General features: G+C 45.7%; 14 protein-coding genes. 6 read left to right on the top strand and 8 right to left on the bottom strand.

What is annotated here, in order from left to right; all coding sequences use genetic code 11:
- Window positions 1–125 precede the first annotated feature (125 nt).
- Window positions 126–989 (bottom strand): fructosamine kinase family protein, encoded by an 864-nt coding sequence (locus NDA03_RS26970; RefSeq protein ID WP_348239739.1) that lies wholly within the window; start codon window positions 987–989, stop codon window positions 126–128.
- Between the two features lie 113 nt (window positions 990–1,102).
- Complete coding sequence (locus NDA03_RS26965) at window positions 1,103–2,401, bottom strand: pitrilysin family protein (protein WP_348239738.1); 1,299 nt, start codon at window positions 2,399–2,401, stop codon at window positions 1,103–1,105.
- A 639-nt stretch (window positions 2,402–3,040) separates the two neighbouring features.
- Between NDA03_RS26965 and NDA03_RS26960 the strand changes: the two genes are divergently transcribed.
- Window positions 3,041–4,696: an ATP-binding protein gene (locus NDA03_RS26960; protein ID WP_348239737.1), complete on the top strand. Its 1,656-nt coding sequence runs from the start codon at window positions 3,041–3,043 to the stop codon at window positions 4,694–4,696.
- A 48-nt stretch (window positions 4,697–4,744) separates the two neighbouring features.
- On the top strand, window positions 4,745–6,274 hold the full coding sequence (gene crtD / locus NDA03_RS26955) for a C-3',4' desaturase CrtD (protein WP_348239736.1): 1,530 nt from the start codon (window positions 4,745–4,747) through the stop codon (window positions 6,272–6,274).
- A gap of 277 nt (window positions 6,275–6,551) precedes the next feature.
- On the opposite strand, the gene NDA03_RS26950 is transcribed toward crtD, so the two are convergent.
- Window positions 6,552–7,025 carry a DUF4383 domain-containing protein gene (locus NDA03_RS26950; protein ID WP_190414619.1) on the bottom strand — a complete coding sequence of 158 codons (474 nt, stop codon included), beginning with the start codon at window positions 7,023–7,025 and terminating at the stop codon, window positions 6,552–6,554.
- Between the two features lie 404 nt (window positions 7,026–7,429).
- Between NDA03_RS26950 and NDA03_RS26945 the strand changes: the two genes are divergently transcribed.
- From NDA03_RS26945 to NDA03_RS26935, 3 genes are all read left to right on the top strand, one after another.
- Window positions 7,430–10,369 (top strand): PAS domain S-box protein, encoded by a 2,940-nt coding sequence (locus NDA03_RS26945; protein WP_348239735.1) that lies wholly within the window; start codon window positions 7,430–7,432, stop codon window positions 10,367–10,369.
- Window positions 10,347–11,468, top strand: a complete 1,122-nt coding sequence (locus tag NDA03_RS26940) for a response regulator (protein WP_348239734.1) — start codon at window positions 10,347–10,349, stop codon at window positions 11,466–11,468. The genes NDA03_RS26945 and NDA03_RS26940 overlap by 23 nt, the downstream gene beginning before the upstream one ends.
- Before the next feature lie 564 nt (window positions 11,469–12,032).
- On the top strand, window positions 12,033–15,464 hold the full coding sequence (locus tag NDA03_RS26935) for a hypothetical protein (protein ID WP_348239733.1): 3,432 nt from the start codon (window positions 12,033–12,035) through the stop codon (window positions 15,462–15,464).
- A 51-nt stretch (window positions 15,465–15,515) separates the two neighbouring features.
- On the opposite strand, the gene NDA03_RS26930 is transcribed toward NDA03_RS26935, so the two are convergent.
- On the bottom strand, window positions 15,516–17,777 hold the full coding sequence (locus NDA03_RS26930; RefSeq protein ID WP_348239732.1) for a chromosome segregation ATPase: 2,262 nt from the start codon (window positions 17,775–17,777) through the stop codon (window positions 15,516–15,518).
- Window positions 17,778–17,981: 204 nt separating this feature from the next.
- Window positions 17,982–18,881 carry an Hsp33 family molecular chaperone HslO gene (hslO, locus tag NDA03_RS26925; RefSeq protein ID WP_348239731.1) on the bottom strand — a complete coding sequence of 300 codons (900 nt, stop codon included), beginning with the start codon at window positions 18,879–18,881 and terminating at the stop codon, window positions 17,982–17,984.
- 427 nt (window positions 18,882–19,308) lie between these two features.
- On the opposite strand from hslO, the gene NDA03_RS26920 reads away from it, so the two are divergent.
- Window positions 19,309–19,692: a hypothetical protein gene (locus NDA03_RS26920; RefSeq protein ID WP_190414613.1), complete on the top strand. Its 384-nt coding sequence runs from the start codon at window positions 19,309–19,311 to the stop codon at window positions 19,690–19,692.
- A gap of 266 nt (window positions 19,693–19,958) precedes the next feature.
- On the opposite strand, the gene NDA03_RS26915 is transcribed toward NDA03_RS26920, so the two are convergent.
- The 3 genes from NDA03_RS26915 to NDA03_RS26905 all read right to left on the bottom strand — a co-directional run bounded on the left by NDA03_RS26915 (window position 19,959) and on the right by NDA03_RS26905 (window position 23,707).
- Window positions 19,959–20,825 carry a DUF928 domain-containing protein gene (locus NDA03_RS26915; RefSeq protein ID WP_348239729.1) on the bottom strand — a complete coding sequence of 289 codons (867 nt, stop codon included), beginning with the start codon at window positions 20,823–20,825 and terminating at the stop codon, window positions 19,959–19,961.
- A gap of 200 nt (window positions 20,826–21,025) precedes the next feature.
- A complete protein-coding gene (locus NDA03_RS26910) occupies window positions 21,026–21,199 on the bottom strand; it encodes a hypothetical protein (RefSeq protein WP_348239728.1) in 174 nt (57 codons plus the stop codon).
- A 48-nt stretch (window positions 21,200–21,247) separates the two neighbouring features.
- Window positions 21,248–23,707, bottom strand: coding sequence for an NACHT domain-containing protein (locus NDA03_RS26905; protein ID WP_348239727.1), 2,460 nt, complete (start codon window positions 23,705–23,707; stop codon window positions 21,248–21,250).
- Window positions 23,708–23,893 lie beyond the last annotated feature (186 nt).

Raw genomic sequence — 23,893 nt, 5'->3', positions numbered from 1 at the left:
ACGCGCATCCGGGTTAGAGCCAATAAAGTCGTTCAGATCAGCTAACATAGAGCCATTATCTCAACCTGTTGGAATCTTCTCTAGGTTCTCACAACTGACTTGGGATTGCTATATATCTCTTTCTACTATCTCAAAATACGCTCAATCATCCCATTGGCTTGCGAACTATAGCCGCCGCCAAACAAATTAAAGTGGTTGAGGATGTGATAGAGATTGTAGAGGGTTTTCCGGCGCTCGTAGCCTGGATCTAGAGGAAATACTTCGTTATAGCCGCGATAAAAGGCTGCGGGGAAGCCACCGAAAACTTCTGTCATGGCGATATCAACCTCGCGATCGCTATAATAGGCCGCCGGATCGAAAATGACGGGTTCTCCCGATGCCGTAAAGCCTGCATTTCCTCCCCACAAATCGCCGTGAACTAGGGATGGTTGAGGGTGATAATCCGCTAGCAGTTCGGGAATTGCCGCCAGCAATTGCTCCTGTTGGGGAAAATGACCGCCGCGACGCTTTGCTAACTGAAATTGATAGCCGAGACGATGCTTGGCATAGAATTCCGCCCAATCTGCTGTCCAAGTGTTAACTTGTGGAGTGGAACCAATCGTGTTATTTCTATCCCAGCCAAAGGCGTCTTTTTCAGCGCATTTGTGCATCGCCGCTAACTTCCGTCCCATTTCTTCCCAAGAATGGGAGTCGCCGCGCCCCATTTCCAGCCACTCCAGTACGATATAGGCAGAATTCCCTCCGGTGCCCCAGCCAATCGGTTTTGGAACCCGAATCGTGTGAGTTTCCTGCATTTGCTGGAGTCCCAGCGCCTCCGCCTCAAACATATCAACCAAAGACGCTTGGTTGATTTTGATGAAGTAGGTGCGTTGCCCATCGCTGGCAGCATAGCCTTGATTGATGCAGCCACCACTAACCGACTGCCGCTGCTGACTTTGAAACTTTTCACCCGTTAGGCGAGTAATTTGAGCGTCTATTTCTGTCCACATGGGAGAAATTTTAACGCAGAGTCATGCCAAGGAAAGCACAAAGGTACGCAAAACCAGATTGATTTCTTTGCGTACCTTTGCGTTAACCTTTGCGTACCTTTGCGTTAAAAAACCTAGCTAGCTGGCTTGATCGCAACCACACCATAAGCATCACAAGAGAGATACTGTTGAGCCGCTGATTGGAGATCCGCCGCTTCCAACGCTTGAATCCGAGCCGGATAATTCAAGGCTGGAGCCAAATCACCCATCATGGTTTGATAGTAGCCGTATAAGTTGGCGCGATCGCTCGGCGTTTCATTCCCAAAGACAAACCGATTCGCTACTTGCGTCCGGAAACGAGAAATCTCTGCCTCACTCGCGGGTTCTGTCTGGAGGGTGCGAATATGAGCAAGAATCGCCGCTTCCACCTCTGCCAAATTCTCTACCGGCAACTGCGCGCCAATATAGAAGACGCCTTGATGCCGATGGCTCATATTGCTCACCCCAATATTCGTCACCAGGTGCCTGTCTTCCCGCAAATCTCGGAACAGCCGCGACATCCGACCTTGTCCCAGAATCACGCTCAACACATCCAGCGCGTAAGTATCGGATAAGTGCGTCATTCCAGGCACTCGCCACATCATCACTAACCGCGCTTGCTGCAAACTTTCATCAACATACTCGCGGCGGACAATTTCTCTAAAAGCGGGTTCGGGAGTGAGAGTTGAGGCGATCGCTTCCTGACTTTTGACTTCTGGCTCTTGAGTGCTGACGCCTATCTCCGTCAATCCCGCTGCCACAATTTCAATTAATTCCTCAACCGGCAAATTGCCCACAACTGCCGCTGTTATCGATTTGGGTTGATACTGACTGGCGTGGAAATCGCGCATCTGTTGCGCCGTCAGCTGCTCAATTACCGCTGCTGGCCCAAGTACCTGACGCCGGTAAGGCAGGGTGTCAAATGCCACCTCCATCGCCCGCTGGTAAGTCCGGCGGCGAGGATTGTCTTCCGAGCGGCGAATTTCTTCTAAAACGACCAATCGCTCTCTTTGAAAGGCATCCTCTGGAATGCTGGGATTTAGCACCACATCTAGTTGCAATGGTGCCAAATGGGCAAAATCTTTAGGAGCTGTTGTGATGTAGTAGTGGGTATAGTCCTGACTGGTTGCTGCGTTTGTTACGGCACCCCGCTCTTCAATCAGTCGCTCGAATTCTCCACTGTTGAGCCTTGGCGTCCCCTTAAACACCATGTGTTCTAGAAAGTGAGCCATACCGTTGATGGGGTCTGGCTCATCGGATGAGCCGACATTAATCCACACGTTTAGGTTAACGGCTTCGACGGGCATCTGCTCCGCCACAATCGTTAAACCGTTAGGCAGGCGGTGGAGAGTAGGGGCGTTGAGTGGCGTAGATTTGAGCAGAGTTGAGGTCATGTGTTCTTCGTCGCTGGGCTATTTCTCCTTTTATCTTACTCAGTCTGCACCTATCTCCTCAGCCAGCTCCCCAGCATTGCGCGATCGCTCTCTAGATGTTTTTAAAAAGTTTCCCGCTCCTTTCGCCTTTAACACATATTTCCTTTCCGTGCCATTTTTTAAAGTTAATTAAGAAAGTCAATCATTCTTTAGAATTTGGCTTATTGATTAAACTTTGTTTATTTATGTATTGGGAAATACCTTTATTATGAAAGATTCATTTTAAATTTTTAAAAGTTTGAAATAAAGTCTGTAAGTTTAGATAAATTTAAGAAGTTAAAAAGCTTTATCAGTCTAAAGACAGATACTATGGTTTAGTCTGATAGACCAGACTAAAGCTTCATTTAACTGGAGTCAGTTGTACTCATGCTGAGTGGATTTTCAGGAAGTACAAATACCATCATTGCATCTGGTTATTATACAACTGCGTTTTTGATTTATCGCGGTTTTCTTCGAGGGCAGCATCTACTCAGCAATCCATTAGTACTCGTAACTGTAGCAATCTTCTTGAGCTGTGCTATAGAACATTCAGTGCAGCTTTTAACATTAGTCTTTGGTGGGCAAAACGGCTCCCTAATGATACTGAGAATTCAGGGAGGCATGGTTCCAATCATGGCTTTAGTTGTGGGAGCTTTCATGGCTCTGAGGCGTTACTACTCGCTCCTAGTTGAAAACTTCCGAATCCAAAAAAACACGAGAAATCAACTGGCTCAGGCTAAGGCTGAGTTGGAAAGAGCGAACGCCAATTTAGAAGTTTTGGCAGCTCGTGCTAAAAACTTATTGCAGACAAATCAACAATTAGAAAGGGAAATTATTGAACGCAAACAGGCAGAAAAAGCAACGGCACATACTCATGATTTGTTGAATTCCATCGTAGAAAATCTGCCAATTGGAATTTTTATTAAAGAAGTGAATGAATTGCGATTTGTATTCTGGAACAAAGCCAACGAGGAACTCACTGGTTATTCTCAGGAAGAAGCGTTAGGCAAGAACGACTATGGCATTTTCCCGCCAGAGCAAGCTGATTTCTTCACAAGTCGCGATCGCGAAGTGTTGGCATCTGGGAAACTTCTGGAGATTCTGGAAGAGCCAATCCAGACAAAACATCAAGGTTTGAGGATTCTGCACACTAAAAAAATCCCGATTTTCGACGAAGCGGGAACTCCCCAATATTTGTTGGGCATTTCCGAAGATATCACCGAGCGCAAGCAAGCGCTGGAGGCTTTAGGAGAATCGGAAGCTGCACAAAGCAGCGCGATCGCGTCTCTGCAACAACAAGCAGTCCAGATGAAAAAAGCGATGCAGACGTTGCAAAGCAGTCAATCCCAACTGGTTCAGAACGAAAAAATGTCCAGTCTGGGGCAGTTAGTTGCGGGTGTTGCTCACGAAATTAATAATCCAGTCAGCTTTATTTACGGCAATCTCGCTTACGCAGATCAATACACCCAAAATTTGCTGCATCTTCTACAACTTTACCAGCGTTATTATCCCGATCCAGTCCCAGAAATTGAAGCGTATAAGGAAAATATCGATCTAACTTTTGTCATAGAAGACCTATCGAAGATACTCTCTTCTATGAAGCTAGGGGCAGACCGCATTCGCCAGATTGTTCTGAGTTTGCGGAATTTTTCTCGGCTCGATCAAGCAGAAATGAAGGCGGTCGATATTCATGAGGGGTTAGATAGTACGCTGCTGATTTTACAGCATCGAATGAAAGCAAAGGGGGGAAATCAGGGAATTGAGCTGATCAAAGAGTACGGCAATCTCCCGCTTGTGGAGTGTCACGCTGGACAGATGAACCAGGTGTTTATGAATATCCTCAACAATGCGATTGATGTTTTAGAGGAGTACAGCTATCAGCACTTAGCGATCGCAACCATCGAGAATTTGCATACGCACTCTCTTCAGTTAGGTCAAACTCCCCCCATTTCCAATACTCAAGTGCCAGTTGCTTCGATTAGAATTCGCACTGAGGTTGTCGAAATTAATGACTGTCCTCAGGTGGTGATTCGGATTCGAGATAATGGCTCTGGCATCCCCCCAGAGGCGATAACACGACTATTTGACCCTTTCTTCACCACGAAACCTGTTGGCAAGGGGACAGGCTTGGGTTTATCCATTAGCCATCAAATTGTGGTCGAGAAGCACGGCGGGGTTCTAACGTGTTCCTCAGAACCCGGACAAGGAACAGAGTTTTACATTGAAATCCCGATTGTTCATCGTCGAGCGCGAACCTGTCAGGAAGCCGAAACTTAATGTAACGTAATATTAAGTCTCGGAAGAGGGAATCCTCGTTCTCAATTCATGCCAAGCTGTCATGTTGTCGTTATCGGTGCTGGAATTGGTGGTCTCACGGCTGGGGCATTACTGGCTCGTCGAGGCTACTCAGTCTTAGTTTTGGATCAAGCTCTGGTGCCTGGGGGATGTGCTTCCACGTTCAAACGCAAAGGATTTACCTTTGATGTGGGAGCGACTCAGGTGGCTGGACTGGAACCGGGGGGGATTCATCACCGGATTTTTCAGGAACTAGAAATTGAAATCCCAGCAGCGACGCCTTGCGATCCAGCTTGTGCCGTGTATCTACCGGGAGAAACTGAACCGATTAACGTCTGGCGCGACCCCCAAAAGTGGAAGGCGGAGCGAATTCGGCAGTTTCCCGGAAGCGAACCATTTTGGGAGTTGTTGGCGACTTTATTCCGAGCCAGCTTTGCATTTCAATCGCGCGATCCGGTGCTACCGCCGCGAAATTTGTGGGACTTATGGCAACTGGTATCGGCTGTTCGTCCCGATACTTTGATTACTTTGCCCTACACTTTTTTGACAGTGGGGGACGCTTTGCGGGGGTATGGTTTGGGCGATAATCAGCGTCTAAGAACGTTTCTGGATTTGCAGCTCAAGCTTTATTCTCAGGTAGATGCTGAAGAAACGGCTCTGCTCTATGCAGCGACTGCTTTGAGTGTGTCCCAAGAGCCGCAGGGACTCTTTCATCTTCAAGGCAGTATGCAGGTGTTGAGCGATCGCTTAGTCTCCTCTTTAGAGCGAGACGGTGGCAAGCTGTTGATGCGTCACACCGTTGAACGCATCCACACCACAAATGGCAAAGCCACTGGTGTCGTTATTCGCAATCAAAAAACCGGCGCTGTCTGGACGGAACCCGCCGACCATGTCGTTGCCAATGTCACCGCCCAAAATTTGGTGCAACTTTTGGAAGCAGAGACACCAGAGGGAATTCCTAGTTCGCAACCCAAAACCCAAAATCGCTATCGTCGTCGAGTCGATAAACTTCCCCCATCGTCGGGAGCATTTGTGGTGTATCTCGGTGTCGATCGAAGTGCGGTTCCCTCAGGATGTCCGCCGCATTTGCAGTTTCTCTACGATTATGACGGCCCGATTGGAGAAAATAACTCCCTATTTGTCTCAGTGAGCCACCCTAAAGATGGTCGCGCCCCAGAAGGTAAAGCAACTATCATTGCGTCTTCCTTCGTTGACACTCGGAATTGGTGGCAATCTGAAGATTATAAACAGCGAAAGCAACAATATACCGAGGAAGCGATCGCTCGTCTGAGCCAATTTTTTCACTTGACACCAGAAACCATCGTCCATCAAGAAGCCGCTACACCCCGCACCTTTGCCCGCTTCACAGCACGCGATCGCGGCATTGTCGGCGGGATTGGGCAAAGAGTTTCCACCTTTGGTCCCTTTGGCTTTGCTAATCGCACACCCGTAAATCATTTGTGGCTAGTGGGAGATTCTACCCATCCCGGCGAAGGAACCGCAGGCGTCAGCTACTCCGCCCTCACCGTGGTGCGCCAAATCGAAAATACCAAGAATTGATTCAGATGCAAGTGTTACAAATATAGCAATCCTATTTGAGTTGTGAGCCAGCCTTTCAGATCCCCGACTTCTTTCTCGAAGTCGGGGATCTCGCGTTTACGAATCATTTAGGACTGGATCTAAGTGTTATTAATATGCGCGGTAATTCCGTTTAAAGCTTATAGAAAACCAGAATACCTCGGCTAAGGTAAAGGCATACTGATTTTCTGTAAGGCAATCAGCAACGTAAAACTCAATCGGATTCGACAATCGACCCGCTATTAAACGCTACCCTTTTTTAGCCCTCGTTACGAGTACCGCCCTGTTGTGGCGTGCTTAGTTCCAACAAATCCGGTGTAGCAAAAAAGCCAAAGTACACTGCGATCGCGGCGGTGACTGCATGAAGCCAGACATCGTTGCCAAAGATTGGGATCAAGCCCAAGGTTGACTGGGTAGCCGGAAAAAGCCCCATTAGCGTTAGCACCCCATAGAAAATTCCCAAAACTCCACTATAGAGACGAGAACTGTCTAAGGCGATGGATGCAAAAATTCCCAGAAGTCCTACGACAAGGTGAACAACATTATGTAAGACATTGATGGGGAATAACCCCAGTAAGTAACCGTATCCACTTGTGTATCCAAGACCCGCCATATCAGGCGTAACCGTAGGCGCTTTCACAAAGGCGGGAATAAATCCCATTACACCACAAAGGAAAAAGAAAATGCCGATAATTAACGCAAATTTTTGCGCTGGGTTCATGCCTTTCATCATTAAATTCCCGTACAAATTTGTATTTAATCTAAGCAGGATTATCAGCTCATTCGACTTTCCTAAGGAAGAGGTCTTGAATCTACCCAGAGAAAGGGTTTATGTTAAAGGCGAATGTAGCCGATCGTACAACTGTAGCCAACTTAGACTACCAACCTACACGGATCGCTTGGCTTGTCTTAATTGAAGTAAGTGTTTGTAAATTAGATTTGGAAATTCGATGAATACAAAGAGGCGCTGTTAGAAATTAATTAACGCAAATTAGATAGCAGTGTACCCTTCACTACAATTAGATAATTCTGGGTATTGAGGCGGTTAAGGTAGGTAAAAATATCACCACTGGCAACAATTAAACTTACTCCGAAGGTCAAAAGAATATGCGTAGATTGGGAAGACGAGTGAGATCCGTGCAGGCTGCGCTAAAACCACAATTAATCCGACAACTCAAAGCTGAAAAAGCTAAACTACTGCACAAATATCATAATTTGCTGGCTAACCCATTGAGCGCAGACATTGTTGTTAATTCCCGCGATACCACCAAACGCAAAGCTGCCGAAGCTGCACTGAATCAAGCGAACGAATCCTTAGAAATTCGAGTCGAGGAACGTACCACTGCATTAACACAAACCAACAAGCAATTGCGGCAAGAAATTATCGAAGGCAAAAAAGCTTTGGATGCGTTGCGAGAAAGTGAAGAATGGTTCCGTTGTTTGAGTAGCTACTCGCCAGTGGGGATTTTTTTGGCAAATATGGAGGGGTGCTGCATCTACACAAATCTCCGCTGTCAAGCCATCTGTGGCTTCACCTTGGAGGAGAGTTTGCAAGAAGGGTGGTTGCAGTTTGTTCATCCAAGCGATCGCGATCGCGTCTTTGCAGATTGGTTAACACATACTCGTGAACGGAGAGAATACTCTGACGAGTTTCGTTTTCAAACTAAGGAAGGAATTGTGCGTTGGGTTCACGTTCGGTCTTCACCGATGTTCTCCGATCGAGGAGAATTTATCGGTCATGTTGGAATTTTAGAAGACATTAGTGAAAGCCTGCGGCACGCTACGCTACGCCAGCAAGCAGAGGAACAGCTAACACAGCAGCGCAGCCAGCAGAAAGCCATCCTCGATAACATTCCCCATTTAGCTTGGTTAAAAGACAAAGAAAGCAGATTCATTGCCGTCAACGAGGCATTTGGCAACGCCTGCGGACTCAAACCAGAAGACTTAATTGGGAAGACAGATTTAGATATTTGGCATCCAGATTTAGCCCAGAGATATCGAGAGGACGATCGAGAGGTGATGAAAATCGGCAAGCGCAAGCGTGTCGAAGAACCCGCGGTCTACCAAGAAGAAAAGATGCTATGGACAGAAACAATTAAAACCCCAATTTTTAATAACACCGGGGAGGTAATCGGAACAACCGGGATTGCAGTCGATATCACCGAGCGCAAGCAGTCAGAGGAAGCACTCCACCGCCGCGAACAAGAGTTTAAAGCACTGGCTGACAATTCCCCTGATATCATTTCCCGATTTGGCAAACAATTGCAACATTTATATGTCAATTCCGCTGTAGAACGAGCAATCGGAATATCCCCACAAATCTTTATCGGCAAAACTCATCCAGAGTTAGGAATCCAACCAGAAATTTATATTCCTTTTCAACAAATTCTTCAAGATGTGTTTACAACAGGTCAGCCACACGTTTTTGAAAGCAAGTCCTCAGTCAGCGGAAAATGCTATCAAGCTCGTATCGTCCCGGAATTTGCTTTAGATGGGTCAGTGGAGTCTGTGTTAAGTGTCGCTCGTGACATTACTGAGCAAAAGCAGACAGAGGAAGCGCTCCGGGATGCACTTCAGAGACTAAACTTTCATTTTGAAAACTCACCCCTAGCGGTCATAGAGTGGGATTGTAATTTTCGGGTGTCGCGTTGGTCGTCGGAAGCAGAAAAAATTTTCGGGTGGAAAGCAGAGGAAGTCATTGGCAAACATCCCGCTGAGTGGCAGTTTGTCTTTTCTGAAGACGTGCCAACTGTCGATAGCGTTATTCAGCGGCTAATCGATAGCAGCGAACAGCGTAATGTTTCCCGCAACCGCAATTACACTAAGAATGGTTCGGTTGTTTATTGCGAATGGTACAACTCGGCATTATTAGATAAATCGGGCAATTTAGTATCAGTGCTGTCTCTAACTCTGGATGTAACTAAGCGCAAACAGATGGAGGAAGCGTTGCGGGAAAGCGAAACCCGCTTCCGGATTATGGCTGACAACGTGCCTGCCTTGATTTGGATGTCAGACCTTAATTACAAGGGAACATTTTTCAACAAAGCTTGGTTAGATTTTACAGGACGCAATCTTGAACAAGAACTGGGCAACGGTTGGTTAGAAAGTGTACATCCTGATGATTTACGATGTTGCTTGGACACCTATAAATCAGCCTTCAATACTCGCCAACCAGTGCGAGTGGAATACCGCCTCAAGCGTGCTGATGGGAATTATCGCTGGGTTTTAGATACGGGGATTCCGCGCTTCACACCTGATGGCAGCTTTGCGGGTTACATCGGCTCGTGCATAGATATTACGGAGCGCAAACAGGCAGAAGAAGAGATTTTGAATGCTTTGGCAAAAGAGAAAGAACTGAGCGAACTGAAATCTCGCTTTGTCTCTATGACTTCTCACGAGTTCCGCACGCCTTTAAGCATTATTCTGTCTTCTTCCGAATTACTAGAATATTATGGCGATCGCTGGACTCAAGAGGAAAGATTAGAACAACTTCATCTCATTCAATCCTCTGTTAACCACATGACCCATCTGTTAAATGATGTGCTGACATTAGGGAGAGCCGACGCAGCAAGATTAAACTTTAATCCGGTATCCCTTGACCTAATTGAATTTTGTCGGACAATTATTGCCGAAATACAACTTACCGCGAGCCGTGGGCATAAGATTATCTTTACCAGTCGATACCAATTTCTGAGTGTTGATATGGATAGAATGTTGCTGCGACAAATTTTAAATAATTTGCTCTCGAACGCTATTAATTATTCACCAAATAACAGCAATATTTATTTTGAAGTTACTTCCCAAGACGGAGAGGCTATTTTGGAAATACAAGATGAAGGAATCGGGATTCCTCTAGCAGATCGATCCCGATTGTTTGAACCGTTTCACCGGGGCACAAATGTTAGTAACATCAATGGTACGGGATTAGGACTGGCAATTGTTAAAAGGTGTGTAGACTTACATCAGGGTAGGATAATAGTAGCTAGTAAAATTGGGCTTGGCACGACATTTAAAGTCGTTCTTCCTTTAAATAACAGATTGACGAGTCAGACCTGTGAAAAAGATTCTGGTGATTGAAGATGAGCCAGCAGTTAGAAGCAACCTTCTCAAACTCCTCAAGGCTGAGGAGTTTGATGCCATTGGTGCGGAAAACGGTTTGGTGGGAGTGCAGTTAGCGAGGGAACACGAACCCGATTTAATTATTTGTGATATCATGATGCCCGATTTTGATGGTTACAGCGTGCTAACTCAATTGCGCCAAGACCAGATAACGGCAATGATTCCGTTCATTTTTCTCACCGCTAAAACGGAGAGAGAAGACTTGCGCCAAGGGATGCAACTGGGAGCTGATGATTATCTGACGAAGCCGTTTACCAGAGCAGAATTGCTAGGCGCGATCGCTACTCGGCTGAAAAAACAAGAAGCTGTGACACTCCTGCAAGGGAAAATCCAAGAACTCCAGCAGCTCAATATTCAAAAAGATGATTTGCTTGCTAGAGCTTCTCACGATTTGCGAACCCCTCTAGCCAACATGAAGCTGATTATCCAAATGTTGGAAATCATTTCTAATGAAGAACAACAGCAACACTATAGAGCGCTATTAGAAGCTGAATGTATTCGGGAAATAGAACTAGTTAATAATATCTTAGATTTGCATCGTTTAGGAGCGGAAAAAAAATTAATTTCTCCAGAAACTTTAATTCTAAAATACTGGCTTCCGACTTTAATTGAGCCATTTAAACCAGGAATAGCTCAGCGCCAGCAAATTTTTAATATTGATTGTTCTCCCGCTCTTCCTCCACTGATTTCAGACCGAGTTTGTCTGGAGCAAATATTAATAGAGTTGATTGGAAATGCTTGTAAATATACCCCCTCTTTTGGTGAAATATCCATTAGTGTCTATGTGGATTATTCAATAAATATTAATTCAAACTCAAATTCAAGAGTAAACTTTAAAATTACCAATCAAGCAGAAATTTTAAATACAGAATTACCTCGAATTTTTGAAAAATTTTACCGCATTCCTAATGGTGATATCTGGAAAGAGGGAGGAAGTGGATTAGGGCTATATTTAGTGCAAAATTTGGTCGAAAAAATAGGAGGAACCATTCAGGCTCAAAGCACACAAGGATGGACTACATTTACCGTGCAACTACCCATTCAGACAAGTGCTTAAGTAGAAAAACGTAATTAAATACCAATTGACATAGGTACTAGGATATCGGTGATTTCTCCTTTCCTGGCGCACCCTGGAAGGTTTGTCATTACCTTAAGCATAAGGACATATTGCACCATTCGCAGGAAGCTGAGAGTCTGCTTTGAAATTCAGTCCAAGGCTCATAGCTTAAGTCCATTGAAATGGGCTTAAATTTCTACTTAGTCTTCTAAGTGAAGACTTGATTCTGTTAGCAAGGGGTTGAAATTACAGACAGGTAATGCGACTGGTGCAAAATGTGAGTTGAAACAGACTAATGTTATAAAAATTCAGTTTTTTAAACCATTCTCTGAGCAATTAGAAGGGAAATTTTATTCTCTGGCGGGATTGAAACAAAGCTCAAGTTTCAACACAAGTGGATAATGACACGACCTGGCAGGATAGGCAAATTAGAACTATTTGAGGCAAAAACTGCGATTCTGTGTAAGATGTAACAAAAATTCTACACAGCAATTTCTCTACTGCATAACAATAAGTAATAGTGGCTTCAGCCTGTTTTTTTCAGAAACAGCTACAGACAAGTTTATGTACGTCTATCGCACCTCCCAATTTAACCGAAAGACTCTGTGCTATGGTGTTCAGGCTCAAGTAGATAAATTATGCAACGAACTTGAGCCTTTGAGTATTGATGAGTCACAGGCACGTTTTGAGAGGGTTTATCCCTACTTAAAGCGGAGAGGGGAAAACAATTTACGCCTCATTGCCAGAATTCGACCCGTACAGGACGACCTGGTGCTATGTCTACTAGACATTTTTCTCCGTGGCTCTAAAGAATACAAAAAGTTCCTGCGAACCCCAGAAGAGTACGGCAAAAAGAATCTCGACTGCCAATTAGATGAGGAAGCGCTAACTGGTTGGCTTCAACAACAGCAACCGTCAGCCAGCAACGTGTCTTCAAGACGCGAACCGCTTCCAGACGATTTGCTTCCCTGGCTAGAGCCTCCAGGCTGGGAGATAGAAAAGGATAAAGACTCTTGGGCAATCCTCTACGAAAGTGATGAGTGGATTGCCAAGTTCAAGAGTCCAGAAATCGGAGAAGACTGGGAAATTTACTATCAAATTATCTCTGGAATAGAAGAAAAATCGAGGAACGCTGAGAAAATTGCTGCATGGCCTGGTGTGTATTTGTGCGGTGAAAATAATTGCTATGTGCTATTTAGCCAACTTGAGACCGCCGATAAACCGCCTCGAAAAGTATTATTTCTCCTAGCATCTTTTGCTCATCAACCTTCTACAGAAGAAATAGCCCAAATAGGGGAGGTAACTAATTTATTTAATGGTTCTAAAAATGTTTTATCTAAGCCTTTAACGCTGGATGAACTCACTCCCTTTGCGCGACGGTCTTATCCGAGTTACTTAGTAACAGATAAACAAAGTTGGCTTGCAATTCAAAGAGGCGCAGAAGTAAATCTAGCTCTTTCAGCAGAAGAAGAGGCAATTCTTAACTCTGTGTCAAGAACATCAGCACGGGAAAATAATTGTCTGCCGCTTTTCTTAAATGGGCGGGCGGGCAGTGGTAAATCTACTATGCTATTGTATTTGTTTGCAGATTATTGTTATCGAAAATATTATTACGAGCCGGGAAAAGAACTTCCTGGAAAGCCACTTTTTCTAACTTATAATAAGCGACTATTAGAGGTTGCGAAAGAGTTCGTGCGTTGTCTGCATACATTCCATCACCGTTTTGTTGCAGATCGAACAGAAGGTTCAGAAATCCCCGATGTCAGTGCCTTCTTTCAGCCGTTTGGGACATTTCTCTTAAACTTACTCCCTTTAGAAGCAGACGATGCGTCACTGGCTAACCGGATGAGCCAGCAACCTTACTCTGCGGGAAACCCTACCGGCTACCGGCATACACTCCAGGAACGTTTCGATTCTCAGAAATACATTTCTTTCCATCGCTTTCGACAGCTTTACCGAGACTCAAAGCTGCCACAAGCACAGGTGTATTCCCCAGAACTTTCCTGGCACGTTATTAGAACTTTCATCAAGGGGTACAGTCTCCGGTACATGACTCCAGAAGACTACCAGGATGAAGTGCCGACTCAGGAACGCACTGTTCCAGTCGCTCAGTTCCAAGAAATTTATAAAACCATCTGGGGACGTTGGTATAAGCGGCTAACAACCGAGCTAGGGTACTGGGACGATCAAGACTTGATTAGATTGGTGCTGGAACTCAAGTGTTACCGTGCTGAGTACACTGCTATTTTCTGCGATGAGGCGCAAGATTTTACGCGGCTGGAGCTTCAGTTAATTATGCGGCTGTCTGCATTCTCTCAGTGCGATCTGGGATACCAGCCTATGCGTAATTTGCCTTTTGCTTTTGCTGGAGATCCTTTCCAAACCTTGAACCCGACGGGATTTCGTTGGGAGAGCGTACAGGCAGCATTTTACAATGAAGCGATCGCAGCACTCGATCCCACACAGCGATTAAATCTGCGGATGAATTTTCCGGAGTTGAAGTCTAACTATCGCTCTTGTACTGCGGTGGTACAAGTGATTAACCTGATTCAATTGTGTCGTCAGGTTCTGTTTAAAATTCCGGCACTTCAGCCGCAAACTGCCTGGAAACAAGGTCACTTTCCCACTCCGCAAAAATTTATTATTGGTCGGAATATTCAAATTGAGCAACTCAAACGCTACCTAAGAGACACGATTATTATCGTGCCTTGTGAGGAAGGAGGAGAGCTTGCCTATGCTCAAAACGATGCGGTTCTTTCTCAAATTTTGGCAGAGATTCCAGAGTCAGAACCGCTCAAAAATGTATTGAGTGCTAGTGCAGTTAAAGGATTGGAATTTAAACGAGTCGTTCTCTACAAATTTGGCGAGGAATGTAACAAAGCTGTCTGGAATCTAGTCAATCGACGGGAAGTGTCAAAAGACCTTTTGGCAGACCGCTTATATGAATTTGAATTTTTCTTTAATAAACTCTATGTGGCTGCTTCCAGAGCCAAAGAACGTCTATTTGTTGTTGATTCTCAAATCGGAGACCAGCGGCTTTGGGGGGTCACAGAAACTTATTTAGAAGTGCTTTTACAGCATTCACAAAACTCTGCTTGGCGAGAAAACGTTCAACCCATCCGTTTGGGAAAACCTGAAAGCGCACGGGATCTGCAAGAAGATGACTGGCACTCGATCGCGCAGGAGTTCGAGAGTCGGGGAATGAACTCGGAAGATCCAGATTTCATGAGACGTGCCAGACAGTGTTACAGCGATCGCGCCTACGCTAAAAAAGCAGAAATTTGTGAAGCTTGGGCACTCAAATTTGAGCAGAAATTTAGCGAAGCTGGTCAACGTTTTCTTGTGCTTGGCAAAACAGAAGACGCTTGGGATTGTTTTTGGCAGGGGATGTGTTGGTCAGCATTGTTGAAGCAGTTTGACAAGGCTCCGCCAGGTCGGGAATTAGAGCGGCAAATTGCCCTATTCATGGACAAAAAATTGAGTCAAGCTTCTTTAAAGGAGTTCACTCGCTTCCTTCAGAACTGCATCAAAAGCAACCAGTTGGAGATTCACCGCAACAGCCGACAGTGGAAACTAGCCTTGGAGGAATATGCGAAGGGAATTGGGGCTTTAATTACTGGGCCAAATCTCCACTCGAATGAGTGGCAGCGATTTGGAGAGGTTCTCGAAGCTTTAGGAGAAGGCTGGAATGGGATGCTCTACCGTGCGGGAACTTGTTTCTACCGCGCCAAGAACTATGAACGTGCCGCGCAATGTTGGGAACGGTGCGATTCTACTCAACAGCGTAAATATTATCTGGCAAAAGCTTCTGTTCTTGGTCTGCCAAATGGTTTGGAGTATTTAGAAAAAGCCGGGGAATCCGAGCAGATTGTTAAGCAGTGGAATCAGGCTGGCAGACCTCATACTCAATTGTGGTTAAAGTATGTTGCGCCAATACTAGAAAAAGGAAAAAGAAAGAGCGGTACGGCAACAAAGGCGAAACAGAAAAAGCGGTAATGAGCGATTAGTTTTTAGATTTTGGCAAAACACCGAATAATCAACTAATGACTAAAAAGAAGGTGAGTTCTCCAGGGACTGAGGTTCTAGACTTTGTTTCCAACCTTGGATTGCCCGTTGAGCGTCGGTGTAGGCAGATGAACCATCGGGGATGTTTTGGGCGATCGCGATCGCTCTTTGTACATCATTCCGAGCCTGATCCTGTGCCATCGCCAACAGTTGATAGCTCCAGCGATTAATCACCTCTCTGGCTTCAGCACCGACTCGCGTCGAGTTACGCACCTGACGAGCCGTTTGAACTGCTTGCGCGATCGCTTCCGGTGTTCCTGGATTCGCTAACTGATAAGCGGACTGCAAAATCTCTTGCGATCGCAGTTCTGTCCGCCAACTTTTAATTTTTTCCTGAGCTTCACCGTAGAGCGCTCGTCCCGATCGAATTTGTCCCGCTGCGGTAATTGCCCCCGGAAGATTACCCGAACTCGCCAAAGCTTGCGCTTGATCCAAATAAGGCTGGTCTTGTACTCGCTCAACTCTGTCCTGCCACCGTCGGATCTTACCTTGAGCTTCACCGTAGAGCGCTCGTCCCGCTTGAATCTGTCCCGCTGCGGCGATCGCGCCGGAAAGATCCCCTGCATTCGCCAAACCAGTCGCTTGATCCAAATAAGGCTGGTCTTGCATTCGCTCGATTTTGTCAGTCCACTGTCGGATTTTGCGCCTCGCCTCTGTATAAAGAGCGCGTCCTTGACCTACTTGACTCGCTTCGTTAATGGCTTCTTGCAGGGAACTCATATCCCCCAAACTTGCCAGTTGATCGGCGCGAGCGATATAGGGACGATCTTCTACCGTCTCTATTTGACTCGTCCAGTTATTGACCAGGGATTTTGCTTCTGAGGAGCGGGGATTCGTGCTAGGAACCAGTTGTGCTTCTGCGATCGCTGCATTTAAATCACCCACCGTTCCCCCTTTTGCCAGTTCCCGCGCCCGATCTAAATGGGCGACATCTTCAATTTCTCGCTGCCAGAGAACAATCAAATCTTGGGCTTTATCGTATAGAGGGCGTCCGGGATTTAGCTTTTGGGCAAGGGCGATCGCATCTTCCAAATCTGAAACCGTTCCCTTCTGAGCGCGAGACTGGGCACTTGCCAGGTCGTTCAAATCTTGCGCTTCGCTTTGTAAATTCAGACTTTCGGGAATTTTACTGGTAATGAGGATGACCGTTTGCCAGTCTTTTCGATCGAGCGCCTCTTGAGCCATATCGATTAATTTGCGCCCAAATTCTGTCACCGCGCCTTGAGCTTCCTTGTATGCCAAACTGCTGGGCGGAATTGCCTGTGCCAGTTTGATCGCCTCCAACAGATTATCTAATCCTCCGCTCTTAGAAAGTTGGAACGCTTTATCCAACTTGGCGCTTTCTTCCCGCGCCGACTGAATTAGATTTACAAGTTGGTCGTACTTGGTTGTTGCCCAGTAGTTATTGCCGATATAGACCAGTTGCACCGCATCGCGAAAAGCCTGAGTCCAGTTAGACTCGCGCACCTCGTCCTCGGCTTTTTTGTAAAGGCTTTCTGCCTTCGACCAGATGGATTGCCAGCGATTTACACGCTCATCCACCAACTTGTACGCTGGTACGCCCGTGGGGATTTTGCGAGCCATTGCGATCGCTTCGGACAATTGACCCGCTTGGAAGGATTCCTCTCCCAATTTCAAAATCTCCCGCGACCACTCTTCCAGATGCTTGTCAATTTCTGGGCGTAGCGGGTGATCTTCTGGCAAACCATTCACCAGCGCGATCGCTTCTAGCAAATCTTTTGCCGTCTGCTTAGAAGCCGCTATCTGAGCGCAGCTGAGGCGCAGCGATGCCGAAGCCGTAGGCCAAAAAATGGCTGGGCAGTTGGGAAGCGCTGGCAGGTTAAACAACAGCGCTACCGCTGTAAAACCCAGCCCCCCAGAGAGCAGCACCACCAAGATGCCCCAGAATGCCCAGCTAGTCGGCAAGCGTAAAAAACGTTTAGGTCGAGGTGGCTTGGGTGCTTCTGACGGAGAGTTCGGCAGTGTAGCCGGAATTTGCTGACCCCCCTCTGCTGGTGCAGTACTACCCGCCGGACGCTGAGGACGATCCGTTGGTGGAGGAAGTGGCTGTTTCCCCGGACGCGGTGCTTTTCTGGGGACGGGCTGAGAGGAGTTCTCGCTCGTGTGTGGTTTGCGATCGCTCGGACGCCCAGACGCAGGCACTCGTTTTTGGGATGTCCACCCAGCCGAATTTGAAGACTTGCCGCTCCGCCCGCCATCTGGAATTTCGGGATTTCTAGTCATAGCTTATTCACACCACAACGCGCTTCGCCTGGGACGAATGCTTTTTAGCACAGGCAGTAGTTGCAATCCTACTCCCCTCAGCCGCAAAAAGCTATATTCTCATCCAGAAGTCAAAATCTATAATTCATCATTCACAAGGAAATTTTCAATTCAGCTACAGAATCTAGAATTTTTTCTTACCTTGTGACTTCTAACTTCTGATTCCTAAACAGACTCGGCACGTAAATCCTCAATTAGCGCCGCCAATTCGTCACTGCTGGCGTTGTAAACCTCTCCACAAAAATGGCAAGTCGCTTCGGCTCCATCATCTTTTTCAATCATGTCTTGCAGTTCGGCTTCGCCTAGCATCTTCAAAGCACCCAAGACACGGCTCATCGAGCAACCACAGTGAAATTGCAGCATCTGGACTTCTGGTAGGATGACCAGACCCAGATCTCCTAGTAGTTGCTCCAAAATTTCTGGCAACGTCTTGCCTGCCTGTAACAAGGGTGTAAATCCCGCCAGTGCTTCCATTCGAGATTCCAAAAGTTGCACTAGGCTCTCGTCGCTCGCCGCCTTGGGCAGGACTTGCACCAGCAACCCACCAGAAGCCCGGACTGTACCCGCTTCTATAAATACACCCACCGCTAGCGCTGAGGGCGTTTGTTCGGAAGTCACCAGATAGTGGGCAACGTCATCCCCAATTTCACCCGACACCAGCTCAACGGTACTCGAATACGGGTAGCCGTATCCCACATCGCGCACGACATAGAGGTATCCCTCCCGACCGATTGCTCCCCCGACATCTAGTTTTCCTTTGGCATTTGGGGACAGTTCCACACTTGGGTTATCTACATACCCTCGTGCAGTTCCGTCCAATCCGGCGTCAACGAGAAGCCCGCCGAGTGGCCCATTTCCTTTAATGCGAATGTTGACCCTTGACCCCTCTCGCTTCATGCTAGAGGCAAGTAATAGCCCAGATGACAGGGTGCGTCCCAGTGCAGCGGTTGCCACGTATGAAAGATTATGACGCTGTCTGGCTTCTTGTGTGAGGCGTGTGGTAATGACCCCAACGGCGCGAATTCCACTCTCTGCCGCCGTGGCACGGATTAACTGATCAGCCATGAAAAGACCTTACATTTCTTAACACACTATACTTTTATTGTAGGCATGGCAGTTAATGGTGAGGTGGTATTTGCGGTGCTAATTATCGGAACCGCCAAAAACAGCTAGTTTTTCAAATAAGAGATAAGAACCTGAATCTTCTATCAGGCACAGATGGATAAACAGGCTAAAAATAAGGATTGAAATATAATTAACATTTTTAAAAAACATTTTTTATGTTGTTTTAGTTAATTTAAAAACAGATATTATATTAAAATTAATTTTTTGTTGTTGATGCAAATCTGAATTTAGAGTATGCATGATAATTCTTAGCTGCCAGGACTATTTAGCCACTACTCTCAAGAAAAACAATTACATTAAGATTAGGAACAGTAAATAGAAACTTCTGTACCAGTAACAACTAATAACAAAGAAACCGCAACTGTTTATGCTAGGAAACTTTCAACAAAGCCATCTTAGAATAGAAGTAAATTCCCCCGCAGCAGCCATCGGCGACAGTCTGCTTCGCCCCAGCCAGCAAAGCCAGTGGTTGTGGCCCCTGCGCCTTTCCGCAGGGCTACCGGAACAACTGTCTGAGGGGTTAATTTACACCAGTTGGGTGGGGCCAGTGGCGATACAACACCAAGTGGAAGTGGCTCAACCCAACTGTCTGCGCCTGCTCTTGAGTCAAGGAATTGACGGTTATCACGAGTGGTACTGGGGAGAACATTGGGTACAGTCACGTCTAGAAGGAGTATCTCTACTGTCGCTGAGTTTGGGGCAAACACTCAGTTTGCTGCGCTTGCGAGAATTTCTAGCATCCCGATCTTAGAACTGAGGGCTGAGGGATGAGGACTGAGGACTGAGGGCTGAAGGGTGGCTAGAAGAACGATTTTCATGTTTGGGAATCGCGCGATCGCTATTAAAGACTAACACGAACACAAAGTGAGTAAGAGAGACAGAGAAGGTAGATTCTTCAGTGGCTTATTTGCAAATACTTTTGCCTTCACTGTGTGGAATAAAAGAAACCCGTTTTCTACCAGAAAACGGGTTTTTATTCAGACAGAGACAATTTTAAATTTATGTTGGATGACCTAGCTACTGCCTTACCAACCGTTGTTGTTCTTGCTCTTTCACCTCTGTCAGTCCAATTTGCTCTAAGAGCGATAGAAACTCCTGGCGGATTAACCGATCCTTAGGGGAAGTAGCATGGGCGGCTAAAATTACGCCTAGAGTGTCATACCAGTATGCCGATCGAGCATAGATTGCTGCCTTGCCAATCTGCGATCGCGCAGCTGCCAGTTGTTTCTCTAGAGCAGGTGTTGCGGGTACGTGCTTAATCCAGCCTTGAGCAATCTGATCTTCAGAACGTCGTTTCGGATTGCACTTCAGAGTGACTGTCCATAGATATTCCCGTCCTGGAACCAGTTCTGGCAACTCTTTGGACATCTGGAGTTGATTAATCCCCGCCTTGGGTGTTTGAATTGTTTGCTCAATAATTGGCTTAGATACTCCTGGCTCAACCAGTGTAAAAGCAAGCGGTACCGATTGGGTGCCCGACAAGTACCAGTAAAAGATGGGATGACCTGATGCAGTCAATCCGGTGTGAGTCGTAGGAGCCAACAAAGTCACAGATGTAGGCTGAGACTCAGAGCATTCCATTGGCGATTCGTCAACTCCTCTGGTACCGCCTCTGGGAATCATTCCATCATCGGGTGGCTGATAACGAACTCGCGTTCCCGTTCCGATAGTGCCTCCGGGAGCACCCACATCACCCGGCTCGTAACTAGAACCTGTTGGCGTTTTCGGCACAACATCTGCATAGGCGGTCGAGCTAAACCCTAAATCGATTGATAGGCGGCTCAATAGAGAATTGAGGGGAAATTCTATTAAACTGAGAAACTGTATCAAAATCATTGATGCAGTTCCTGCTACCTTCGTCCCTAGTTTACGGGAAATAACCATAAATCTACGAATGATGTAATGCCAATAAATCTTTAGACGATCATTTGGCGATCGCAGTTTCCACCCGGTACGACAATACGGGTATTTATTGTAATTTTTATTACTCTATCAAAACTTGATAAACTTCGGTCTGCTGTTGGTACTCTTTGAGCATGACGCTACCAAGCCTATTTGTCGGAAATTTGCCCAGTTCTTCAGCACTAGCAGTTGCTACCAGTTGAGAAGCGGTACTGACAAATTTGGATTGCTGTTGCTGACTTTTGACTTCTCAAAGATTGGATGTTGACAAGAGGGTTGCGATCGCCTGCGAACAAAGAAAGAGCGATCGCACTTGTGTTTTCCTCAAATTTCAGAAATTGAGTGTCAATAGTCATGGGATAGGTTTTGTCAGTAAGCTGTACTTGCGCCGGAATATTAGTAAGTTAGTTTTCTACGCCTTGAACTGAGCAACGTTCACCATGCCAAGCCTTATAAAACTCTGGGTAAGTCATCTTTTGGGTACAGTGCCAAATAACATCATATAAATAGTCAAAATACTCAGTTTCCTCAAGTTTAATGTCTACGTATTCCTTAATTTTTTTTACAATTAAACGCAAATGCTTATCTTGTAATACTTTTTTAAAAGCCTCGGCAATGATTTCATTATTTGTATTTTTATCCATGAGCTGAACTAGAAAATTGATCGTAGCACCAGGTTCTGCTTGTATTCTACCAAGCATAGATTCAATTGTTCTTGATCGCTCATTCAAGGCTTGCTCTATTATACTTTCATACTCCTTAAGCTGATCTTTCTGCTCTTCAGTTAGTGGAGGCAACTCCGAAATACTGTGCAATGGTTGATTGCGTATTCCCATTTTTTCCAAAATGTAAGTAGCTTCCTCGCTAATATATCTATTCTGGCTATTGTCTCTATAGTAAATCAGTTGATTGATTGCCCTAGGATGATCTATTTCTAGAATTATCTCCCTAGCAGCTTCGGCTATTGGATCAAAATTCGGGTCTTCCCACTTCTCAAAACCCCAATAAAAAATTAGCAGAATTAAATCAGCCAACTTACAGTTTCTGAATTCTGCTGTACCTGCTGCTGCAAGAAAACACGTTCGATACCAATATAAGTTCTTGCAACCATCCATAAAATTCACTAAAGCTTTAATAAAATTATCCTTATGCTTTCTAAATTCTTCATCTTTTTCTATTCCAATCCACAGTAAAATCACCTCTTTCCACTGCTGATCAAAAATGCGGTAAACACAATCTTTATTCTTATATTGTAAGAATGGGTTAGGGTTATCGTTGTTGTGGTTTAGGAAATAATCCCAATCATCAATCGCACAAGCCGCAAAATATTCCTGAAACGTGGGATGGAAGAAGGCATATACTTTTTCATCGGTTTCTGCATCCTTGTAGACAAAATTCAGCCAATGCAACTTATCAGTTGCTAACTTAAACAAGTCTTCCCCCAGGACATCGATCGCAAAACTCTCTCGTATTCCCAACCGGGATTTTTCCTTATCAATTGCTTCCCGTGCCAACAGTCCCAGCGCCGTGTTTAACTCCTTCCGCTTTGTCAGAGTTGTGGAAAATTGTTCTTGTTTCCAATCATAGAAAGCTCGTGTAAATTGCTCGTAAAGCGCGGCTTTGGTTTTTGGTAAATCGCCTTGGCAAAAATACCAACTTTGGCACATTAACGACAATCGTAGTGGGTTTTTGACTAAATCTCGGACGCGCTGATGTCTGTCTTCATCTAGCTTTTCCCGTAACCGTTCCCCTAGTTCTGGTTTGTCAGTTTGGGAGAACCACTCGCAGATAAACTGTCTCACTTGATCTGGTTTATTGCTTTCCCCATAGCTAAAGTCCAAGGTGCGATAAGTATCAAAACCCGGTAAAGCATTAACGCTTGCATCCCAGACATTTTGCCGACAAGTCACCACAGTTCGCGCATCAGCAACCCAGCCTGTGAGTTCTTCCCTGAGTTTGGCTAAAGCTTCGACGGGTGAAGATGCTGGCATTTCATCCACTCCATCCAACAGCAGCAACACTTCACCACTTTTAAACAGTTCTTCTAGCGCTTTCTGCTGTTGTGTGACATCTGAAGTTTTAAGCGCATCTCTTAGCCAATTCTCTCGCACGTAGTTTTCTAAACTTTTATCTCTCAAACTTCCTAGAGAAACCCAAATTGGGAAACCTGGTGTTTTTGGAGAGAATGCGATCGCTTCGAGCAGAGTAGTTTTCCCCGCTCCCGGTTCGCCAATAATAGCGATGCGTTTTCCTTGGCTCTTTTTACTTTGTCCCTGCTTAATGACCTGCTCTAGAAACTCGTGATGCTCATAAGTTTGGGTGATTTCTTCCTCATGTAGCTGGAAAAAACCCGATCCTTGCTCTGGTGAAACAGAGAAATCGCCGCTACGTCTGGGTTGGTGTTTGCGCTCGACTAATCCCAGCTCTACATAAAATGCTTTAGAAACTACCTCGGTAGCTTGTCGTCTGATGTTTAGTTTCTGAGACTCCAGCATATCGCGGCAAATTTTTGTCCAGTCATGAGACGCGATCGCACTACCAGCCTCAGTATCTTTGTTTTGCTGTTGTTCTAAATACGCTTTTTCCAGGTAAGCTTGCACTCTCTTAACCTTGCCTTTATCCTCAGACTTAACTTCAGGAAAACTCTCTGCAAGCTTACCGAATATGTCCTTCATACGCTTGTCATAGGCTCGAAGAGCCTTTGCAGGTTCACCTCCTATAACTTCATCTGCAACATCCTGATTTTTCTTATCGATGTTCTGCCGAGCAAATCTGACCAAGAAAACCGCTTTTTGCTCCACAGTCAGGTTGTGGTCAGAGGCTATGACTTTTAGAAAATTATCCCAACCATCCCAGAATTCCATAACGCGATCGCAGTCTCGACAGGTTCTCAGCTTCTTGATTACGAAACTAACCTATTACTTAGCCAACCTCAACTATAGCAGTCCTAAATGAGTTGTGAGAAACCGCCATAGGAAAAAAGCTTTGGAAAGTCAAAGGTTTGACGGTGAGTTACTAATTCAAATAGGAACTTAACGACACCAAATGAT

It is taken from the genome of Trichocoleus sp. Lan (assembly GCF_039961855.1).
Taxonomy (GTDB): domain Bacteria; phylum Cyanobacteriota; class Cyanobacteriia; order Cyanobacteriales; family FACHB-T130; genus FACHB-T130.
The sequence above is the reverse complement of the archived record's forward strand: the minus strand, read 5'-3'. Positions and strand labels throughout refer to the sequence as shown.

Coding starts and splice junctions, on each gene's coding strand:
- NDA03_RS26970 (WP_348239739.1), bottom strand. CDS start 989: ATGTGGACAGAAATAGACGCTCAAATTACTCGCCTAACGGGTGAAAAG.
- NDA03_RS26965 (WP_348239738.1), bottom strand. CDS start 2,401: ATGACCTCAACTCTGCTCAAATCTACGCCACTCAACGCCCCTACTCTC.
- NDA03_RS26960 (WP_348239737.1), top strand. CDS start 3,041: ATGGTTCCAATCATGGCTTTAGTTGTGGGAGCTTTCATGGCTCTGAGG.
- crtD (WP_348239736.1), top strand. CDS start 4,745: ATGCCAAGCTGTCATGTTGTCGTTATCGGTGCTGGAATTGGTGGTCTC.
- NDA03_RS26950 (WP_190414619.1), bottom strand. CDS start 7,025: ATGATGAAAGGCATGAACCCAGCGCAAAAATTTGCGTTAATTATCGGC.
- NDA03_RS26935 (WP_348239733.1), top strand. CDS start 12,033: ATGTACGTCTATCGCACCTCCCAATTTAACCGAAAGACTCTGTGCTAT.
- NDA03_RS26930 (WP_348239732.1), bottom strand. CDS start 17,777: ATGACTAGAAATCCCGAAATTCCAGATGGCGGGCGGAGCGGCAAGTCT.
- hslO (WP_348239731.1), bottom strand. CDS start 18,881: ATGGCTGATCAGTTAATCCGTGCCACGGCGGCAGAGAGTGGAATTCGC.
- NDA03_RS26920 (WP_190414613.1), top strand. CDS start 19,309: ATGCTAGGAAACTTTCAACAAAGCCATCTTAGAATAGAAGTAAATTCC.
- NDA03_RS26915 (WP_348239729.1), bottom strand. CDS start 20,825: ATGGTTATTTCCCGTAAACTAGGGACGAAGGTAGCAGGAACTGCATCA.
- NDA03_RS26910 (WP_348239728.1), bottom strand. CDS start 21,199: ATGACTATTGACACTCAATTTCTGAAATTTGAGGAAAACACAAGTGCG.
- NDA03_RS26905 (WP_348239727.1), bottom strand. CDS start 23,707: ATGGAATTCTGGGATGGTTGGGATAATTTTCTAAAAGTCATAGCCTCT.